The sequence below is a fragment of the Pseudomonas quasicaspiana genome, from assembly GCF_021147825.1.
GTDB classification, from domain to species: Bacteria; Pseudomonadota; Gammaproteobacteria; order Pseudomonadales; family Pseudomonadaceae; genus Aquipseudomonas; species Aquipseudomonas quasicaspiana.
In genome coordinates, this window is sequence record NZ_JAGTPI010000014.1 from 18,875 (window position 1) to 37,001 (window position 18,127).

The window sequence follows — 18,127 nt, forward strand, 5'->3', positions numbered from 1 at the left end:
CTTAGCGGTCCACGTCGGCCATAACGAAATCGATACTACCCAGGTACGCGATCAAGTCCGCGACCATGCTGCCTTTGATCACCGAAGGGATCTGTTGCAGATGCGGGAAACTTGGGGTGCGGATCCGGGTACGGTAGCTCATGGTGCCGCCGTCGCTCGTCAGGTAGTAACTGTTGATGCCCTTGGTCGCTTCAATCATCTGGAAGGATTCGTTGGCTGGCATGACCGGGCCCCACGAAACTTGCAGGAAGTGCGTGATCAAGGTCTCGATGTGCTGCAGCGTGCGCTCTTTCGGCGGCGGCGTGGTCAGCGGGTGATCCGCCTTGTACGGGCCTTCCGGCATGTTGCGCATGCACTGGTCGATGATCTTGATGCTCTGGCGCATTTCTTCGACGCGAACCATGCAGCGGTCGTAGGCATCACCATTGGCCGCCAGCGGCACTTCAAACTCGAAGTTCTCGTAGCCGGAGTAAGGACGCGCTTTACGCAGGTCGAAATCGCAACCGGTGGAACGCAGGCCTGCACCGGTGACACCCCATTCGAGGGCCTCTTTGGTGTTATAGGCAGCGACACCAATGGTCCGGCCTTTGAGGATGCTGTTTTGCAGAGCCGCTTTGGTGTATTCGTCGAGACGCTTCGGCAGCCAGTCAACGAAATCCTTGACCAGTTTTTCCCAACCGCGTGGCAGGTCGTGGGCAACGCCACCGATGCGATACCAGGCCGGGTGCAGACGGAAACCGGTGATGGCTTCGATCACCGTGTAGGCTTTCTGCCGGTCGGTGAAGGTGAAGAACACCGGAGTCATGGCGCCCACGTCCTGAATGTAAGTACCCAGGAACAGCAAGTGGCTGGTGATCCGGAAGAACTCGGCCATCATGATTCGGATGGTGTCGACTTTCTCAGGCACCTTGATGCCAGCCAGTTTCTCGACTGAGAGCACGTACGGCAGGTTGTTCATCACGCCGCCCAGATAATCGATCCGGTCGGTGTACGGAATGAAGCTGTGCCACGACTGACGCTCGGCCATTTTCTCGGCACCACGGTGGTGGTAGCCAATGTCCGGAACGCAATCGACGATTTCTTCACCGTCCAGCTGCAGGATGATACGGAACGCACCGTGAGCCGAAGGGTGGTTCGGGCCCAGGTTGAGGAACATGTAGTCCTCGTTCGTGCCGGAGCGCTTCATGCCCCAGTCTTCCGGATTGAAGCGCGCGGCTTCTTCTTCAAGCTGCTGCTTGGCCAGCGTCAGGCTGAACGGATCGAATTCGGTGGCGCGCGCCGGGAAGTCCTTGCGCAGCGGGTGACCTTCCCAGGTCGGCGGCATCATGATGCGGCTCAGGTGCGGGTGACCTGGGAAGTCGATACCGAACATGTCCCAGACTTCACGCTCGTACCAGTTGGCGTTGGGCCAGATGCGGGTTACGGTCGGCAGGCTTAGATCACTTTCGGACAGCGCTACCTTGATCATCACGTCGCTGTTACGTTCGATCGACAGCAAGTGGTAGAACACGCTGAAGTCAGCACCCGGCAAGCCATGGCGCTTGGTACGCAGACGCTCGTCCACGCCATGCAGGTCGTACAGCATGACGTAAGGTTTGGGCAGCTGACGCAGGAAGGTCAGCACCTCGATCAGGCGCGCACGCTCGACCCACAGCACAGGCATGCCAGTGCGGGTCGATTGGGCGGTGAACGCCTCGGCGCCAAAACGGTTGTTCAATTCTACGACGACGTCTTGGTCGTCTGCCTTGTAAGGCGGGATGTACAGAGCACTGCCTGTAGTCATGGTTTTTTATCGCTTTCGGTCAACGTAAAGAATGAAGCCAGCTATTCGTTCTTTAAAAGGAACAGTTCTGGATCAGACTTCGTCGGGGCTGCGCAGATTGGTGACTGCAATTCGCTGTTCGCGGCGCTGTTCCTTTTGCGACGGCATCTCGGCGCGATATACGCCTTGGTCACCGACGACCCAGGAAAGAGGGCGACGCTCCTGGCCGATGGATTCCTGCAACAGCATCAAGCCTTGCAGAAATGCTTCGGGGCGGGGCGGGCAGCCGGGCACATAGACATCCACAGGAAGGAACTTGTCCACGCCCTGAACCACGGAATAAATGTCGTACATACCACCGGAGTTGGCGCACGAACCCATGGAAATAACCCATTTAGGTTCGAGCATTTGCTCGTAGAGACGCTGAATGATCGGCGCCATCTTGATGAAGCAAGTACCGGCAATAACCATGAAATCCGCCTGACGCGGCGATGCCCGGATAACCTCGGCGCCGAAGCGGGCGATGTCGTGGGGCGCCGTGAAGGCGGTTGTCATTTCCACATAGCAGCACGACAAGCCGAAGTTGTACGGCCACAGGGAGTTTTTACGCCCCCAGTTGACCGCGCCACTCAGCACGTCTTCCAGCTTGCCCATGTAGATGTTTTTGTGGACTTGATCTTCTAGCGGGTCGGAAACAGTTTCCCGTTTGCCGATTGGATACTCGTCATTTGGAGCATCCGGGTCGATCCTGGTGAGATTGTATTGCATCGCCAAAGCCTCATTGTTTTAGCTTCGCTTGCCGATTACGGCGACCTTCAGGAGCCCAATCCAGCGCTCCAACCCGCCATAGGTAGACAAGACCTGCCAACAGAATTGCTATGAAAACGAGTGCTTCGACGAATCCGGTCCAGCCGCTTTCGCGGACGGACACAGACCAGGCAAAGAGATATAGGGCTTCAATGTCGAAGATCACGAAGAGCATCGCGACCAGATAGAATTTTGCCGAAAGGCGGAGGCGGGCGCTGCCGGTGGGCAGCATGCCGGATTCAAACGGTTCGTTTTTGCTGCGGCCCCAGGCTTTGCTACCCAAGAGGCTGGAAACACCGAGCATGAAGGCGCACAGGCCGACTACACCCAAAAGGAAAATGGCGAAGCCCCAGTTGTGGGCAATCAAACCTGTCGATTCGGACATGCTGGCATTCCTTGACAGAGATCAATGGTCTCTGAGCTTGAAAATAGTATATGCAGCGACGATATGTCGCAGCGAAATCAATTTCGATGATTTTATGTGCAAAAACAGGGCAAGTAAATTTTCTATATCAAATTAATTTGTGCAATTAATCACTTACAGCCCTGAGTTGAGGGTTTGGAGCAGGCGGGGCGGGGGTTGGCGGGGTTTAAGCTAATTATGTTTCGTTCTAAAAAGTTACGGAAGAAGGACTGTTTTCTAAATGATAATAAGTATCATTTGTTGTTGGGCGAGGTTAATAGCTTTAAATGTGAGGTAGTTGCTGCTTTAGGCGGTTTTCTGATAATTCTCTATTGACCTTATCGTCGGAATGCCGCCCAGACCAAGCACCGCTCCCACAGGGGATCAAGTTTTTCCTGTGGGAGCGGTGCTTGCCCGCGATAAGGGCGCCGCACATTTCAATCAGTGAAACTGCTCTTCCTCTGTCGAACCCGTCAGTGCCGTTACCGAAGACACGCCCCCCTGAATCACGGTAGTCACGTCATCGAAATAGCCGGTGCCCACTTCCTGCTGGTGCGCAACAAAGGTGTAACCCTTGGCGGCATCGGCGAATTCCTGCTCCTGCAGTTTCACGTAGGCGGTCATGTCGTTGCGGGCGTAGTCGTGCGCCAGGTTGAACATGCTGTGCCACATGTTGTGAATACCCGCCAAGGTAATGAACTGGTGCTTGTAACCCATAGCCGAAAGCTCGCGCTGGAATTTGGCAATGGTCGCGTCGTCCAGATTCTTCTTCCAGTTGAAGGACGGTGAGCAGTTGTAGGAGAGCAACTGATCCGGGTACTCCTTCTTGATCGCCTCGGCAAAACGACGGGCTTCGTCCAGATCCGGCTTGGCGGTTTCACACCAGATCAGATCGGCATAAGGCGCGTAGGCCAGGCCACGAGCGATGGCCTGATCCAGCCCGGCGCGTACCTTGTAGAAGCCTTCGTGCGTTCGGGTGCCGGTTACGAAAGGTTTGTCATACGGATCGCAGTCAGACGTCAGCAGGTCAGCAGCGTTTGCGTCGGTACGCGCCAGAATAATCGTCGGTACACCGGCAACGTCCGCCGCCAGGCGAGCGGCCACCAATTTTTGTACGGCTTCCTGGGTGGGTACCAGAACCTTGCCGCCCATGTGGCCGCATTTCTTGACCGATGCCAGTTGGTCTTCGAAGTGCACGCCCGCGGCACCCGCTTCGATCATGCTCTTCATCAGTTCGTAAGCGTTGAGTACGCCGCCAAACCCGGCTTCGGCATCCGCTACGATGGGCGCGAAGTAATCGATGTATCCTTCATCGCCCGGACCTTTCCCTGCTTTCCACTGAATCTGGTCGGCACGGCGGAAGGAGTTATTGATGCGCTTGACTACGGTCGGCACCGAGTCCACTGGGTACAGCGATTGATCGGGGTACATCGATTCGGCCGAATTATTGTCGGCGGCTACCTGCCAACCAGACAGATAAATCGCCTGAATACCGGCCTTGACCTGTTGTACCGCCTGACCGCCAGTAAGAGCGCCCATGCAGTTAACGAAGTCCTTGTCAGGACGGAAGGAAGGCTTGGCACCTTGGGTGACCAGATTCCAGAGCTTCTCTGCGCCATTCCTGGCGAACGTGTGTTCAGGTTGAACCGAGCCACGCAGGCGGACGACGTCAGCGGCGGAATACGTACGGGTCACATTTTTCCAGCGCGGATTTTCAGCCCAGTCTTTCTCGAGAGCTGCTATTTGTTGTTCGCGTGTCAGTGCCATGAGCGAAACCCCTTTCACATAGGTTTTGTTGGAATGTCCTGCTCCGCCAAAACGCCCCGGATATCGAAGGCACATGGATGGCTGCTCGCTGATCAGATGTCTGACTATGAGCCTGATTTGCGCGGTGGCGGCGGGAAGAGGTCGTTCGAGGCGGGAAAGGCGAGTTCAGGGCGTAGCTGTGGCGTGCAGTCGGACATCTGGGACGCCCGATTTCGTCACTCAGCAGCTTTGTCGATGGACCGTAATACGCTTCCGTCCCTCAGGACAACTTCGTTCCAGTCGCAACCTCGTCAAACTGCCTTGTGGGCGATACAGACACGAATCGGCTCGTAGGATTTGAGCGCGACCCGAAGGCTCTCTTCAGGGCCTCTGATTAGCGGGAGCGAGGCAATCATGCCTCGCCATTTTTGACCCGTCAAACGTTTTGTAGTGCTTTTTTGTTATCACTACATATTTGCTCCGGTGCGACTGGTCAGTCAGTAAAAGGCCCTGTAGTGCCCGATTTTGCGGGAGCCTTCTCACTCAAGGGTTTGCACCATGACGCGCAATGTCATGTCCTCTCGACCCTGGGTTGAATACTGCTGCGTATTGCCTTGGCGGTCAGCAACTGACTGATCGCTCACGCCCGCCAGAGTGATCCATTCACCGAGGCGGCCGCTGACCTGGCTGTCGGTACTTTGCACCTTGAAGGTGTCGGACCGTTCCTGGCTGACGCGATCCCGATTGGTGCTGATGTTCAGGTGCACGATGTCGCCGGTCACGCTGGCTGTAACGTAGAAGCCCTGAGTCACGTTGCGATATTCGGTGTTGCTCTGGGCATAGCCGTAATTGTCGGTCCGTGACGTTGTAACGGGCACGCTCTGACCCACCTGAATCAACGCTGGCGTGCCTTCGCTGGCTTGCACCTGTTGCACGCCACCCTCGCGGCTGGCAGTGCCATAGTTGATGACGCGGTTCTGATTGATGCCATTGCTGCTACGTGAAGCGCTATCGCTGGTGTCGACGCTGATCAGCAAGCGTTTGGCGGCGACATCAAGTTGTGAGAGCAACGCGCGCAGTTCTTCGATTTTGCGCGGCTCGGCATTGACGATCAGCTGGTTGTTATAAGCGCTGACCGTACCGTCCGGGCCGAGGAAGGATTTGGCCACTGGCAGCAGGTCATCGCTGGTCCGGTAGTTGAGGGGAACCACTTCGGTAGCGGCCATGACACCGACACTACATATCAGCAGCAGCGAGGTAAGCAGGGGGCGCAGGAACATAAATCCAATCTCCTGGAACGTCTAAAAGACCTGAGTTTGCCAGTTTGTCGGCCTGTGGACGCGCAAGTTGAATCTTCAAACGCAAAACGCCCTGCCGACCTTTACCAGCATAGACAGCTGGCGCAGGCGGGCAGGGCGTCAATTCAGGTCTTTCAGCCTGAGTGGCGGGTCATATTCACGTGAGGCAGTCCTGCCTCAAGAAACTCTTCACTGACGACGGTAAAGCCGAAGCGTTCGTAAAACTCCACGGCTTGTACCTGACCACTGAGTTTTTGTTGCCTCAGATCACGTCGCTCGGCTTCGTTGATGACGGCGCTGAGCAGCGCTTCACCGACGTTCATGCCGCGCCAGTCCTTGAGCACTGACAGCCGACCTATTTCACCGTCCGGCAACAGGCGGGCTGTGCCAATGGCAAAGTCACCCTCCAGTGCCAGAAAGTGAATAGCGTCGATGTCTTCAGCATCCCATTCCAGCTCCGGCGGCACCGACTGCTCAGCAACAAACACAGCATCGCGTACACGGCGGATGTCAGCGTTGTCTTTGTGCCAGTCGGCAACACGCACGTTGGTTCTATTCATCGGCAAACCCCAGGCTTCCTTGTTTTACCAGCTCACAGAGCAGGTTGCGTCCTTCTTCATCGGCCAACCATTGGCCGAGGTTGTCACTGTGCAGGGCATCGGCAGCGCAGATCATTTTCAGCAGTTCCCGCAGGCTGCCCGGCAGCAGACGGCTTTGACCACTGGCGAACAGTAGCAGGTCGTCATCAACTTCGGACCACGCCAGACGTGCGCTTGGGTTGCGAATGAGAACTGCGCCCTGTTCGAGACTGCTCAGCAGGTCTTCTTCTTCCAGCTCCGGACCTGTTACCAGTTCCGGGTAGCGTGGTTCTGTCATGAACTGGCCGAACCAGGTCAGCAGCAGGCGCTCGTCGCCCATGTGTTCAGCCAGCAAGGCTTTCAGGCGGTCGAGCGCGTCGTGCTGGATCTGATGAGGATCGTTGGCCGGTTGGGCATCTGCATCCGTGTAGCGCTCTTCATCAGGCGTGAACTGGCTGAGGAAGTCGGTGAAGTGGGTCAGCACTTCGGCAGCGCTCGGGGCGCGGAAGCCGACCGAGTACGTCAGGCAGTCATCAACGGCGACGCCGCAGTGGGCGAGGCGCGGCGGCAGGTAAAGCATGTCGCCCGGTTCCAGCGTCCACTCTTCAGTCATCTGGAAGTCAGACAGGATTCGCAGGTCGGCGTGTTGCAGCAGCGGGCTATCGGAGTCGCACATCTGGCCGATCTGCCAGTGACGCTTGCCGTGGCCCTGTAGCAGGAACACGTCGTAGTTGTCGAAATGCGGGCCGACACCGCCACCCGGTGCGGCGAAGCTGACCATGACGTCATCGATGCGCCAGCTTGGCAGGAAGCGGAAGTTTTCCAGCAGTTCGCTGACTTCCGGCACGAACTGGTCAACCGCCTGAACCAGCAGCGTCCAGTCTTTTTCCGGCAGCTTGCTGAACTCGTCTTCCGCGAACGGGCCGCGACGCAGCTCCCATGGGCGCTCGCCGTTCTCGATGACCAGTCGCGATTCGACCTCTTCTTCCAGGGCCAGGCCAGCCAGCTCGTCAGGATCGATCGGGCTCTGAAAGCCCGGCAGGGCCTGACGGATCAGGAGTGGCTTTTTCTGCCAGTAGTCACGCAGGAAAACGCGCGCGCTGATGCCGCCCAGAAGTTGAAGAGGAATATCAGGATTCATGTGTAACCTATTGAAAGTTTGTCTTTTCGGGACTGCAATAAAAACGCCCGGCACTGCCGGGCGTGTGCACTGATGTGATGCGGGTCAGATGCGCTTGGCTTGGGCTACCGCATTACCGATGTAATTGGCCGGAGTGAGTTTATTCAACTCGGCCTTGGCCTCGGCAGGCATGTCCAGCGTATCGATGAACGTCTGCAGGGCTTCAGGGCTGATGCCCTTGCCGCGTGTCAGTTCTTTCAGCTTCTCATACGGGTTTTCGATGTTGTAGCGACGCATGACGGTCTGAATCGGCTCAGCCAGGACTTCCCAGCAAGCGTCCAGATCAGCGGCGATTTTCTGCTCGTTGAGCTCCAGCTTGCTGATGCCCTTGAGGGTGGCTTCGTAAGCGATAACGCTGTGGGCGAAGCCGACGCCCAGGTTGCGCAGCACGGTGGAGTCGGTCAGGTCGCGCTGCCAGCGGGAGATAGGCAGCTTGCTCGCCAGGTGCTGGAACAGTGCGTTGGCGATACCCAGGTTGCCTTCGGAGTTTTCGAAGTCGATCGGGTTGACCTTGTGCGGCATGGTCGACGAACCGATTTCGCCAGCAATCGTGCGCTGTTTGAAGTAACCCAGAGAGATGTAGCCCCAGATATCGCGGTCAAAGTCGATCAGGATGGTGTTGAAGCGCGCAATGGCGTCGAACAGCTCGGCAATGTAGTCGTGCGGTTCGATCTGCGTGGTGTAAGGGTTGAAGCCCAGACCCAGCTCGTCTTCGATGAAGGCGCGTGCGTTGGCTTCCCAGTCGATGGACGGGTAAGCCGAGATGTGTGCGTTGTAGTTGCCGACTGCACCGTTGATCTTGCCCAGCAGCGGTACCGCAGCGATCTGGGCGATCTGACGCTCCAGACGGTACACAACGTTGGCCAGTTCTTTACCCAGAGTGGTCGGGGAGGCTGGTTGACCGTGGGTGCGCGACAGCATTGGAACGTCAGCGAAGCGGATGGCCAACTCGCGGATTGAGTCAGCGATCTTGCGCATCAGGGGCAGCATCACGTTGTCGCGGCCTTCGCGCAGCATCAGGGCGTGGGACAGGTTGTTGATGTCCTCGCTGGTGCAGGCGAAGTGAATGAACTCACTCACCTTGTCCAGTTCAGGCAGCTTGGCAGCCTGTTCCTTGAGCAGGTATTCCACGGCCTTGACGTCGTGGTTGGTGGTGCGCTCGATTTCTTTCACGCGCTCTGCGTGGGTGATCGAGAAGTCTTCCGCCAAGGTGTTGAGGATGGCGTTGGCTTCAGCTGAAAACGCTGGGACTTCAGTGATTTCAGGGTGTGCGGCCAGACGCTGGAGCCAGCGCACTTCAACCATGACGCGAAAACGGATCAGACCGTACTCGCTGAAAATTGGGCGCAAGGCCTCGGTTTTACCGGCGTAGCGGCCGTCAACAGGGGAAACCGCAGTGAGCGAAGAAAGCTGCATAGGGTGCTCTCGGACAGTCAGGCAACGAAAAGGGGCGCGTATCATACATGAAAACCAGGCTGGATCGGGTCGGCCTGACCAGCGTATGTCACGCGATGTTTGTCAGCAGTTTCTGCAAATGCGTGGCGAATCAGCCATGCATCAATGGGTACAGTTCTTTCAATAACTTGCGACGGCTTACGACCAGTTGCCAGCGATGGCCGCCATTTTGTCGCCACAGGCGAGCAGAGCGAATACCTGCCAACAGCAGGGCGCGGATTTTCGAGGCATTGCTCGGCTGTTGCAGGTTGCGCATGTCGCCATGCACCTGAATGCGCTGGCGCAGGGTACTCAGGGTGTCCTGATACAAAGCGCCACAGGCCGCGATAACGTTTTCGTGGGCGATGCCGAAGTGTTCAACCTGAGACTGGATTTGCGGCAGGCGGTTGCCTACGGTTTGCAGCATGTCGTCGCGCTTGGCCAGTTGTCTTTCCAGGCCCAGCATCGACAGGGCGTAACGCAGAGGTTCGCGCTGCAGCGTCGACGGATCGCGTTCCAGTGCGCTGGCGAGGGCGCGGTAGCCTTCGCGCAGGTTCAGGTCGTCGCCACCGTAAACGTCCAGCGTGTCTTTGGGATCCTGCACCAGCAGGCTGCCGAGCATGCAGCCCAGAACTGCTTCGCTGCTCTGACCGGTCTTTGCTATGCGGTCTACCAGTACGGCGGCCTGAAATACGCCAGCCAGTGCGACCAATTGCTCCTGAATCGGGGTCATCAACGCTTGTCCTTGCTGTGCCAGGCTTCGGCGATTTCAATCACGCCGCCGCCCAAGCAGATTTCGCCGTCATAAAACACCACGGACTGGCCCGGTGTAACGGCGCGTTGCGGTTCGTCGAAGGTGGCGCGATAGCCGTCGGCGGTCTGCTCCAGCGTGCAAAGCTGATCGCTTTGGCGGTAGCGCACTTTAGCAGTCAGGCGACGCGGCGTGCTCAGGGCGATCGGGTTGACCCAGTAGATCTGCGAAGCCACGAGGGCCCGGGAGAACAGCCAGGGGTGATCGTTGCCCTGACCCACGATCAGCTCGTTGTTCTCAAGGTCCTTGACCAGCACGTACCACGGGTCATCGCTGGCGTCTTTCAGACCGCCAATGCCCAGGCCCTGGCGCTGGCCGATGGTGTGGTACATCAAGCCGCTGTGGCGACCGATTACTTCACCCTCGGTGGTCTTGATCTCGCCGGGTTGAGCGGGCAGGTACTGGCGAAGGAAATCTGTGAAACGACGTTCGCCAATGAAGCAGATGCCGGTTGAGTCTTTCTTTTTTGCCGTCGCCAGACCGTGTTTCTCAGCGATGGCACGTACTTCTGGCTTTTCCAGTTCGCCGACAGGGAACAGGGTCCGGGCGATCTGGTCGCCACCGACGGCATGCAGGAAGTAGCTCTGGTCTTTGTTCGGGTCCAGACCCTTGAGCAATTCGGTGCGGCCATCGATATCCCGGCGGCGCACGTAGTGGCCGGTGGCAATCAGGTCAGCGCCAAGCATCAGGGCGTAATCGAGGAACGCCTTGAACTTGATTTCGCGGTTACACAGAATGTCCGGGTTCGGCGTGCGACCGGCCTTGTATTCGGCCAGGAAGTGCTCGAACACGTTGTCCCAGTATTCAGCAGCGAAGTTGGCGGTATGCAGTTTGATGCCGATCTTGTCGCACACGGCCTGGGCGTCGGCCAGGTCTTCACGGGCGGTGCAGTATTCCGTTCCATCGTCTTCTTCCCAGTTCTTCATGAACAGGCCTTCCACCTGATAGCCCTGCTCCATGAGCAGAACGGCAGAAACCGAAGAGTCTACGCCGCCGGACATGCCGACGATGACGCGCTTCTGTGCAGTATCGGAAAGGGTCGAATCAGGCATAGGAATTCAATGGGTAGCTTCGAAAAGGACGCGATTCTAACAGGCCCGGCGGCGGGAGTCTCACGCCTTGTCGCGTAGCAGGTCGAGACTGAAGTGTTCGCCGTTCAGGTAATCGTCCACACAACGCAGCACCAGCTCGCTGCGCCAGCGCTCCTGTTGGGCCACCAGTTCATCCCGGGTCAGCCACAGCGGGCCGATGATGCCGTCGTCCAGTTGATACTCTGGATTGTGGCGCAGCGGTTTAGCGGCAAAGCAGATGCGCTGATAGGTCACACCGTTGCTCGGCGCGGTATACAGATAAATGCCGATGACGCTGGTCAGTTCGACGTCCCAGCCGGTTTCTTCGAGGGTTTCGCGTACCGCGGCGCGCTGCAGGGATTCGTCTGGATCAAGATGCCCGGCAGGCTGGTTGAGTACTGCCTTGCCGCCCTTGAGTTCTTCTACAAAAAGGAATTTGCCTTGATCTTCGACGATCGTGGCGACGGTGACGTGGGCTTGCCAGTTCATGGGGTGGTTGCTCCTCGGGTGGTGGAGTTGTAATGCTTTCCTGTAGGAGTGAGCTTGCTCGCGATAGCGTTCTGTCAGGCAATGAATGCTTTGAATGACAGAACGCTATCGCGAGCAAGCTCACTCCTACAGAAAATCGGGTGTCGCGCAAACACAAACCCCGGCACAAGGCCGGGGTTTGTGTGCAGCAAAAACCTTAGTTCAGCGAAGCAATCGCTGCGTTCAGGGTTGCGCTTGGGCGCATGACTTTGCTGGTCAGCTCAGGGTTCGGGTAGTAGTAACCGCCGATTTCCGCTGGCTTGCCTTGTACAGCGTTCAGTTCGGCAACGATTTTTTCTTCGTTGTCGGCCAGGGTTTTCGCCACTGGGCTGAACTGTGCCTTGAGGGCTGCGTCATCATTCTGGGCAGCCAGGGCTTGAGCCCAGAACAGCGCCAGGTAGAAGTGGCTGCCGCGGTTGTCGATGTTGCCGACTTTGCGCGAAGGCGACTTGTTGCGGTCCAGGAACTCACCGGTTGCCTGATCCAGAGTCTTCGACAGAACCAGGGCTTTCGGGTTGTTGTAGGTATTGCCCAGGTGCTCCAGGGAAGCGGCCAGAGCCAGGAACTCACCCAGGGAATCCCAACGCAGGAAGTTTTCTTCAACCAGTTGCTGAACGTGCTTCGGAGCCGAACCACCCGCGCCGGTTTCGAACAGACCACCGCCGTTCATCAGCGGCACGATGGACAGCATCTTGGCGCTTGTGCCCAGTTCCATGATCGGGAACAGGTCAGTCAGGTAGTCGCGCAGTACGTTACCGGTGACCGAAATGGTGTCCTTGCCAGCGCGTGTGCGCTCCAGGGTGAACGCCATGGCTTCTACCGGCGACATCACACGGATATCCAGACCTGCAGTGTCGTGATCGGCCAGATACTTCTGGACTTTCTTGATCATCTCGGCGTCGTGAGCACGAGCCGGGTCCAGCCAGAACACGGCAGGGGTGTCGCTGGCGCGAGCGCGGTTGACGGCCAGTTTGACCCAGTCCTGGATCGGCGCGTCCTTGACCTGGCACATGCGCCAGATATCGCCTTCTTCGACGTTCTGTTCCATCAGCACCTTACCGCTGCTGTCCGATACACGGACAACGCCAGCACTGGCGATCTGGAAGGTCTTGTCGTGGGAGCCGTACTCTTCAGCTTTTTGCGCCATCAGGCCAACGTTTGGCACGCTGCCCATGGTGGTCGGATCGAAAGCGCCGTTTTTCTTGCAGTCGTCGATCACGGCCTGGTAGATGGTTGCGTAGCAACGATCCGGGATCACGGCCTTGGTGTCCTGCAGTTCGCCAGCAGCGTTCCACATTTTGCCCGAGTCACGGATCATGGCCGGCATCGATGCGTCGACGATCACGTCGCTTGGCACGTGCAGGTTGGTGATGCCTTTGTCCGAGTTGACCATTGCCAGTGGGGCGCGTGAGGCGTACACGGCCTGGATGTCAGCCTTGATTTCAGCCTGTTTGTCGGCAGGCAGGGCGCTGATACGGTCGTACAGATCGCCGATACCGTTGTTCAGGTTGAAGCCGGCCTGCTTGAGTGCATCGGCGTGCTTGGTCAGCGCGTCCTTGTAGTACTCGGCGACGATCTGGCCGAACATGATCGGGTCGGAGACCTTCATCATGGTGGCTTTCAAGTGAACCGACAGCAGCACGCCTTTTGCCTTGGCATCTTCGATAGCCGATGCGATGAAGCTGCGCAGGGCTTTGGTGCTCATGACCGAAGAATCGATGATCTCGCCTTCTTTCACGGCGGTCTTTTCTTTCAGAACGGTGGCTGTGCCGTCTTGAGCGATCAATTCGATTTTGACGTTATCGGCAGCGCCGATCAGAACGGCCTTTTCACTGCCGTAGAAGTCGCCATTGCTCATGTGGGCAATGTGGGATTTCGAGTCTGCAGCCCAGGCGCCCATTTTATGTGGGTGCTTGCGAGCGTAGTTCTTGACCGACAACGGTGCGCGGCGGTCCGAGTTGCCTTCACGCAGAACCGGGTTCACGGCGCTGCCTTTGGTCTTGTCGTAGCGTGCACGGACGTCTTTTTCCGCGTCTGTGCTCGGCGACTCAGGGTAGTCAGGGATCTTGAAGCCCAGGTCTTGCAGTTCTTTGATGGTCGCCTTGAGTTGAGGGACCGAGGCGCTGATGTTTGGCAGCTTGATGATGTTGGCTTCTGGTGTGGTAGCCAGCTTGCCCAGCTCGGCGAGGTGGTCGCCGATTTGCTGATCAGCGCTCAGGGATTCAGGGAAGCTGGAAAGAATGCGGCCCGCCAGAGAGATGTCTCGCGTTTCAACGTCGATATCAGAGGAGGCAGTGAAGGCTTCGATGATAGGAAGAAGCGAGTAGGTGGCGAGTGCTGGAGCTTCGTCGGTAAAGGTGTAGATGATCTTCGAACGGTTGGACATTTCGTATGAACTCTCTGTTTTGCTGAGCATGCACAAAATCTCGATGCGCGCAGGGTATGCACTTTGCTCGCAGTCTCTTTTTCTTGAGCCTGAGTCGAGGTTTATTCGCGATGATGATGGTAGGTGCATCAGTCGAGCGTCAAGCGGTCGGACGGCAGTTGCTGCCCAACGCATACAAGGGCGCAAAGTCTCTTTCCAGACTGGTTTGCCCCTATGACCCGTTAGTCACGGCGGGAGTATATCAAACCCTTGGCGCTAAGCATTAATGCTAAGCGCTTGAGGTAGCATAAGGTATTGGCCGTTGGTCGAGGTAGGCGGGAAGCGCGGGCTCGCGGTACACGCGCAGAGCATCTGTAAACAGGCGTTACAAACGAAATCGGCCGGTTCAGATAACTGAACCGGCCGATTTTTCAGGATTGGCGTATCTGGCAGGTTTTCGGATCAGGCGGTGACCTTCTCCTGCACTCCTGCCCGGGTGGTGACAGGGCTGGGCGACCCTGCTGGCTCATTTGTGACTGCTGCCTTGATCTCTGTAGCATGCATTCCCTTGGGGCCCTGGATGATTTCAAAGTTGACGGGCTGACCTGCCTTGAGGGTCTTGTAACCGTCCATTTTGATAGCAGAATAGTGGGCGAACAGGTCTTCGGTCTTCCCGTCCTCCACGATAAAGCCATAGCCTTTCGCATTATTGAACCATTTGACCTTACCGCTATACATAGTCATATCCTTCTGCAAAGGACTCCGTTGGGAGTATCATCAACCTCATCCGCCGGACCGAAAAAAATTTTGGTTGACTGCGCGGACCCTTTTTACCCAATGTGGGTTCTATTGTTTGTAACACTGATTAGCCGATAGTCAAGGTCACGCGGCGGTCCATTTGAAAACCGGTCAGACTGCGACTCATTATTCAATCCGCCCTTTACGAACTTTTCTTTCATGCATGCAATCAGCAAGATTCGACTAATATCAAATCAGGACAGTCCGGATTCCCATGAGGATGACGCGGCTGGCATCGCGGTTCAGGATGCCAAGCCGACATTACAGGCGCCGCCGATGTACAAGGTGGTTTTATTTAATGATGATTACACCCCGATGGATTTCGTTGTCGAAGTGCTCGAGGTGTTCTTCAACCTGAATCGTGAGCTGGCAACCAAGGTCATGCTGGCCGTCCATACAGAGGGACGGGCAGTATGTGGATTGTTTACCCGCGACATCGCCGAGACCAAGGCAATGCAGGTCAACCAATACGCCAGGGAAAGCCAGCATCCGCTACTCTGTGAGATCGAGAAGGACGGTTAATCGCCGACCACTTGGGTATGAGGTGAAGCTATGTTAAACCGTGAGCTCGAAGTCACCCTCAATCTGGCCTTCAAGGAGGCTCGTTCGAAACGTCATGAATTCATGACTGTCGAGCACCTTCTGCTGGCTTTATTGGACAATGAGGCTGCCGCCACTGTTCTGCGTGCCTGCGGCGCAAACCTCGATAAGCTCAAGCATGATTTGCAGGAGTTCATCGACTCCACCACGCCGCTGATTCCCGTCCATGACGAGGATCGCGAGACCCAGCCAACCCTGGGCTTCCAACGCGTCCTGCAACGTGCTGTATTCCATGTACAGAGCTCGGGCAAGCGTGAAGTCACCGGCGCAAACGTGCTGGTTGCAATTTTCAGTGAGCAGGAAAGCCAGGCAGTGTTTCTGCTCAAGCAGCAGAGCGTGGCTCGCATAGATGTCGTCAACTATATTGCCCACGGCATATCCAAAGTGCCTGGGCAGGGCGATCACTCTGAAGGTGAGCAAGATATGCAGGACGACGAGGGTGGTGAGTCTTCTGCTTCAGGTAATCCGCTGGATGCGTATGCCAGCAACCTTAACGAATTAGCGCGTCAGGGGCGTATTGACCCTCTGGTCGGCCGTGAGCAGGAAGTCGAGCGAGTCGCGCAGATTCTGGCGCGTCGGCGCAAGAACAACCCGCTTCTGGTAGGCGAGGCTGGTGTCGGCAAAACCGCTATTGCTGAAGGTCTGGCCAAGCGCATTGTGGACAATCAGGTGCCTGATCTACTGGCCAATAGTGTGGTGTATTCCCTTGATCTGGGAGCACTGCTGGCGGGCACCAAATATCGCGGTGATTTCGAGAAGCGCTTCAAGGCGTTGCTCGGCGAGCTGAAAAAGCGTCCTCACGCGATCCTGTTTATCGATGAAATTCACACGATCATTGGCGCAGGTGCTGCGTCCGGTGGTGTGATGGATGCGTCTAACCTGCTCAAGCCGCTGCTTTCGTCAGGTGATATTCGCTGCATCGGCTCGACGACCTTTCAGGAATTCCGTGGCATCTTCGAAAAAGATCGCGCTTTGGCCCGGCGTTTCCAGAAGGTCGACGTCTCGGAGCCGTCGGTTGAAGACACCATCGGCATCCTGAGAGGCCTCAAAGGGCGTTTCGAGTCGCATCACGACATCGAGTACAGCGATGAAGCCTTGCGTGCCGCTGCTGAACTGGCATCGCGCTATATCAATGACCGTCACATGCCTGATAAAGCGATCGATGTGATCGACGAGGCGGGGGCTTACCAGCGCTTGCAGCCGGTCGAGAAGCGCGTGAAACGCATCGAAGTGGCGCAGGTTGAAGACATAGTCGCGAAAATCGCACGAATTCCGCCTAAACACGTCAACAGCTCCGACAAGGAGTTGCTGAGGAATCTTGAGCGAGACCTGAAGCTGACCGTATTTGGTCAGGATGCGGCGATCGATTCGCTGTCCACCGCGATCAAGTTGTCTCGTGCTGGCCTGAAGTCACCTGACAAACCAGTGGGTTCGTTCCTGTTCGCCGGTCCTACCGGTGTCGGCAAGACCGAAGCCGCTCGTCAGTTGGCCAAGGCGCTTGGTATCGAGCTGGTGCGTTTCGACATGTCCGAGTACATGGAGCGGCACACTGTTTCTCGCTTGATAGGTGCTCCGCCAGGTTATGTTGGTTTTGATCAGGGCGGTCTTCTGACCGAAGCGATCACCAAGCAGCCGCATTGCGTGCTGCTGCTCGATGAAATCGAGAAGGCGCATCCGGAAGTTTTCAACCTGCTCTTGCAGGTGATGGACCACGGGACGCTGACCGATAACAACGGGCGCAAAGCGGACTTCCGTAATGTGATCGTGATCATGACCACCAACGCTGGTGCTGAATCGGCGGCCCGGGCTTCGATTGGCTTCACTCATCAGGACCATTCGTCTGATGCGATGGAAGTCATCAAGAAGAGCTTCACGCCTGAGTTCCGCAACCGTCTGGACACCATCATTCAATTTGGTCGCCTCAGTCATGAGGTCATCAAAAGCGTGGTGGACAAGTTCCTCACCGAGCTTCAGGCGCAGCTGGAAGACAAGCGTGTGCTGCTTGAGGTGACCGAGGCGGCGAGAAGCTATCTGGCACAAGGTGGTTACGATGCCGCAATGGGTGCCCGTCCAATGGCGCGTTTGATTCAAGACAAGATCAAGCGTCCGTTGGCCGAGGAGATCCTGTTTGGCGAGCTGGCCGACCATGGCGGTGTGGTACACATCGACTTCAGGGACGGCGAGATCACCTTCGACTACGAAACCACAGCAGAAATGGCCTAGGTCTTACCGGCCCACCAAAGCCCCGCATCTCGAAAGAGGTGCGGGGTTTTTTGTTGTGTACAGATTGACGGTGTTGTTGGCGCTGCGCTGTGTTGCAGCCAACACAGAACTGTAGGAGCTGCCGAAGGCTGCGATTGCGAGGTTTCAGAATGAACGCTTCGCAGTTTTCGGCAGCTCCTACAGGATGACGAGTTTTTCCATAAAAACCGGGCACACAAAAACGCCCGGCAGAAGCCGGGCGTTTTTGTTAAGACTTGCTTATCGAGCGCGGTAAGTAATGCGCCCTTTGCTCAAGTCGTAGGGCGTCAGTTCAACACGCACCTTGTCACCGGTAAGAATACGGATGTAATTCTTGCGCATCTTGCCGGAGATATGCGCGGTTACGACGTGCCCGTTTTCCAACTCCACACGAAACATGGTGTTGGGCAGGGTGTCGACGACAGTGCCTTCCATTTCGAAGCTGTCTTCTTTCGACATGCAGTAAAGCCCTCGGTATCTAATGAGTGGCCCGGTGCAAGTGGCGC

At 56.8% G+C, this 18,127-nt stretch carries 16 protein-coding genes; 2 read left to right on the top strand and 14 right to left on the bottom strand.

Annotated elements, in window-relative coordinates; translation table 11 throughout:
- Position 1: 1 nt before the first annotated feature.
- The 13 genes from nuoC to cspD form a co-directional block, all read right to left on the bottom strand.
- Entirely contained in the window at positions 2-1,783 is a 1,782-nt protein-coding gene (gene nuoC / locus KDX30_RS11140) for an NADH-quinone oxidoreductase subunit C/D (protein WP_027899396.1), read from the bottom strand.
- 72 nt (positions 1,784-1,855) lie between these two features.
- The gene (locus KDX30_RS11145; RefSeq protein ID WP_027899397.1) at positions 1,856-2,530 is read right to left on the bottom strand and encodes a NuoB/complex I 20 kDa subunit family protein; all 675 of its coding nucleotides are present in this window, start codon (positions 2,528-2,530) and stop codon (positions 1,856-1,858) included.
- A 10-nt stretch (positions 2,531-2,540) separates the two neighbouring features.
- Entirely contained in the window at positions 2,541-2,954 is a 414-nt protein-coding gene (locus KDX30_RS11150; protein WP_027899398.1) for an NADH-quinone oxidoreductase subunit A, read from the bottom strand.
- 459 nt (positions 2,955-3,413) lie between these two features.
- Complete coding sequence (aceA, locus tag KDX30_RS11155) at positions 3,414-4,739, bottom strand: isocitrate lyase (protein WP_027899399.1); 1,326 nt, start codon at positions 4,737-4,739, stop codon at positions 3,414-3,416.
- Positions 4,740-5,257: 518 nt separating this feature from the next.
- A complete protein-coding gene (locus KDX30_RS11160) occupies positions 5,258-5,998 on the bottom strand; it encodes a secretin N-terminal domain-containing protein (protein WP_027899400.1) in 741 nt (246 codons plus the stop codon).
- 152 nt (positions 5,999-6,150) lie between these two features.
- Positions 6,151-6,576 carry a GNAT family N-acetyltransferase gene (locus KDX30_RS11165; protein WP_027899401.1) on the bottom strand — a complete coding sequence of 142 codons (426 nt, stop codon included), beginning with the start codon at positions 6,574-6,576 and terminating at the stop codon, positions 6,151-6,153.
- A complete protein-coding gene (locus KDX30_RS11170) occupies positions 6,569-7,735 on the bottom strand; it encodes a ribosomal protein uL16 3-hydroxylase (RefSeq protein ID WP_231675753.1) in 1,167 nt (388 codons plus the stop codon). Before KDX30_RS11170 ends, KDX30_RS11165 begins: the two co-directional genes overlap by 8 nt.
- An 84-nt stretch (positions 7,736-7,819) precedes the next feature.
- Complete coding sequence (gene purB, locus KDX30_RS11175; RefSeq protein WP_027899403.1) at positions 7,820-9,190, bottom strand: adenylosuccinate lyase; 1,371 nt, start codon at positions 9,188-9,190, stop codon at positions 7,820-7,822.
- 130 nt (positions 9,191-9,320) lie between these two features.
- Positions 9,321-9,941, bottom strand: coding sequence for a high frequency lysogenization protein HflD (gene hflD, locus KDX30_RS11180; protein WP_027899404.1), 621 nt, complete (start codon positions 9,939-9,941; stop codon positions 9,321-9,323).
- A complete protein-coding gene (gene mnmA / locus KDX30_RS11185; RefSeq protein WP_231666832.1) occupies positions 9,941-11,071 on the bottom strand; it encodes a tRNA 2-thiouridine(34) synthase MnmA in 1,131 nt (376 codons plus the stop codon). Before mnmA ends, hflD begins: the two co-directional genes overlap by 1 nt.
- A gap of 60 nt (positions 11,072-11,131) precedes the next feature.
- Entirely contained in the window at positions 11,132-11,578 is a 447-nt protein-coding gene (locus KDX30_RS11190; protein WP_099271216.1) for an NUDIX hydrolase, read from the bottom strand.
- Positions 11,579-11,774: 196 nt separating this feature from the next.
- Positions 11,775-14,003, bottom strand: a complete 2,229-nt coding sequence (locus KDX30_RS11195; protein ID WP_122709156.1) for an NADP-dependent isocitrate dehydrogenase — start codon at positions 14,001-14,003, stop codon at positions 11,775-11,777.
- Between the two features lie 441 nt (positions 14,004-14,444).
- Complete coding sequence (gene cspD, locus KDX30_RS11200; protein WP_027899408.1) at positions 14,445-14,726, bottom strand: cold shock domain-containing protein CspD; 282 nt, start codon at positions 14,724-14,726, stop codon at positions 14,445-14,447.
- Between the two features lie 213 nt (positions 14,727-14,939).
- Between cspD and clpS the strand changes: the two genes are divergently transcribed.
- Positions 14,940-15,302: an ATP-dependent Clp protease adapter ClpS gene (gene clpS / locus KDX30_RS11205; protein WP_027899409.1), complete on the top strand. Its 363-nt coding sequence runs from the start codon at positions 14,940-14,942 to the stop codon at positions 15,300-15,302.
- A 30-nt stretch (positions 15,303-15,332) separates the two neighbouring features.
- Positions 15,333-17,603 carry an ATP-dependent Clp protease ATP-binding subunit ClpA gene (gene clpA, locus KDX30_RS11210; protein ID WP_027899410.1) on the top strand — a complete coding sequence of 757 codons (2,271 nt, stop codon included), beginning with the start codon at positions 15,333-15,335 and terminating at the stop codon, positions 17,601-17,603.
- Between the two features lie 258 nt (positions 17,604-17,861).
- Here the strand turns inward: clpA and infA are convergent, their stop codons facing one another.
- A complete protein-coding gene (gene infA, locus KDX30_RS11215; RefSeq protein WP_002553999.1) occupies positions 17,862-18,080 on the bottom strand; it encodes a translation initiation factor IF-1 in 219 nt (72 codons plus the stop codon).
- Positions 18,081-18,127 lie beyond the last annotated feature (47 nt).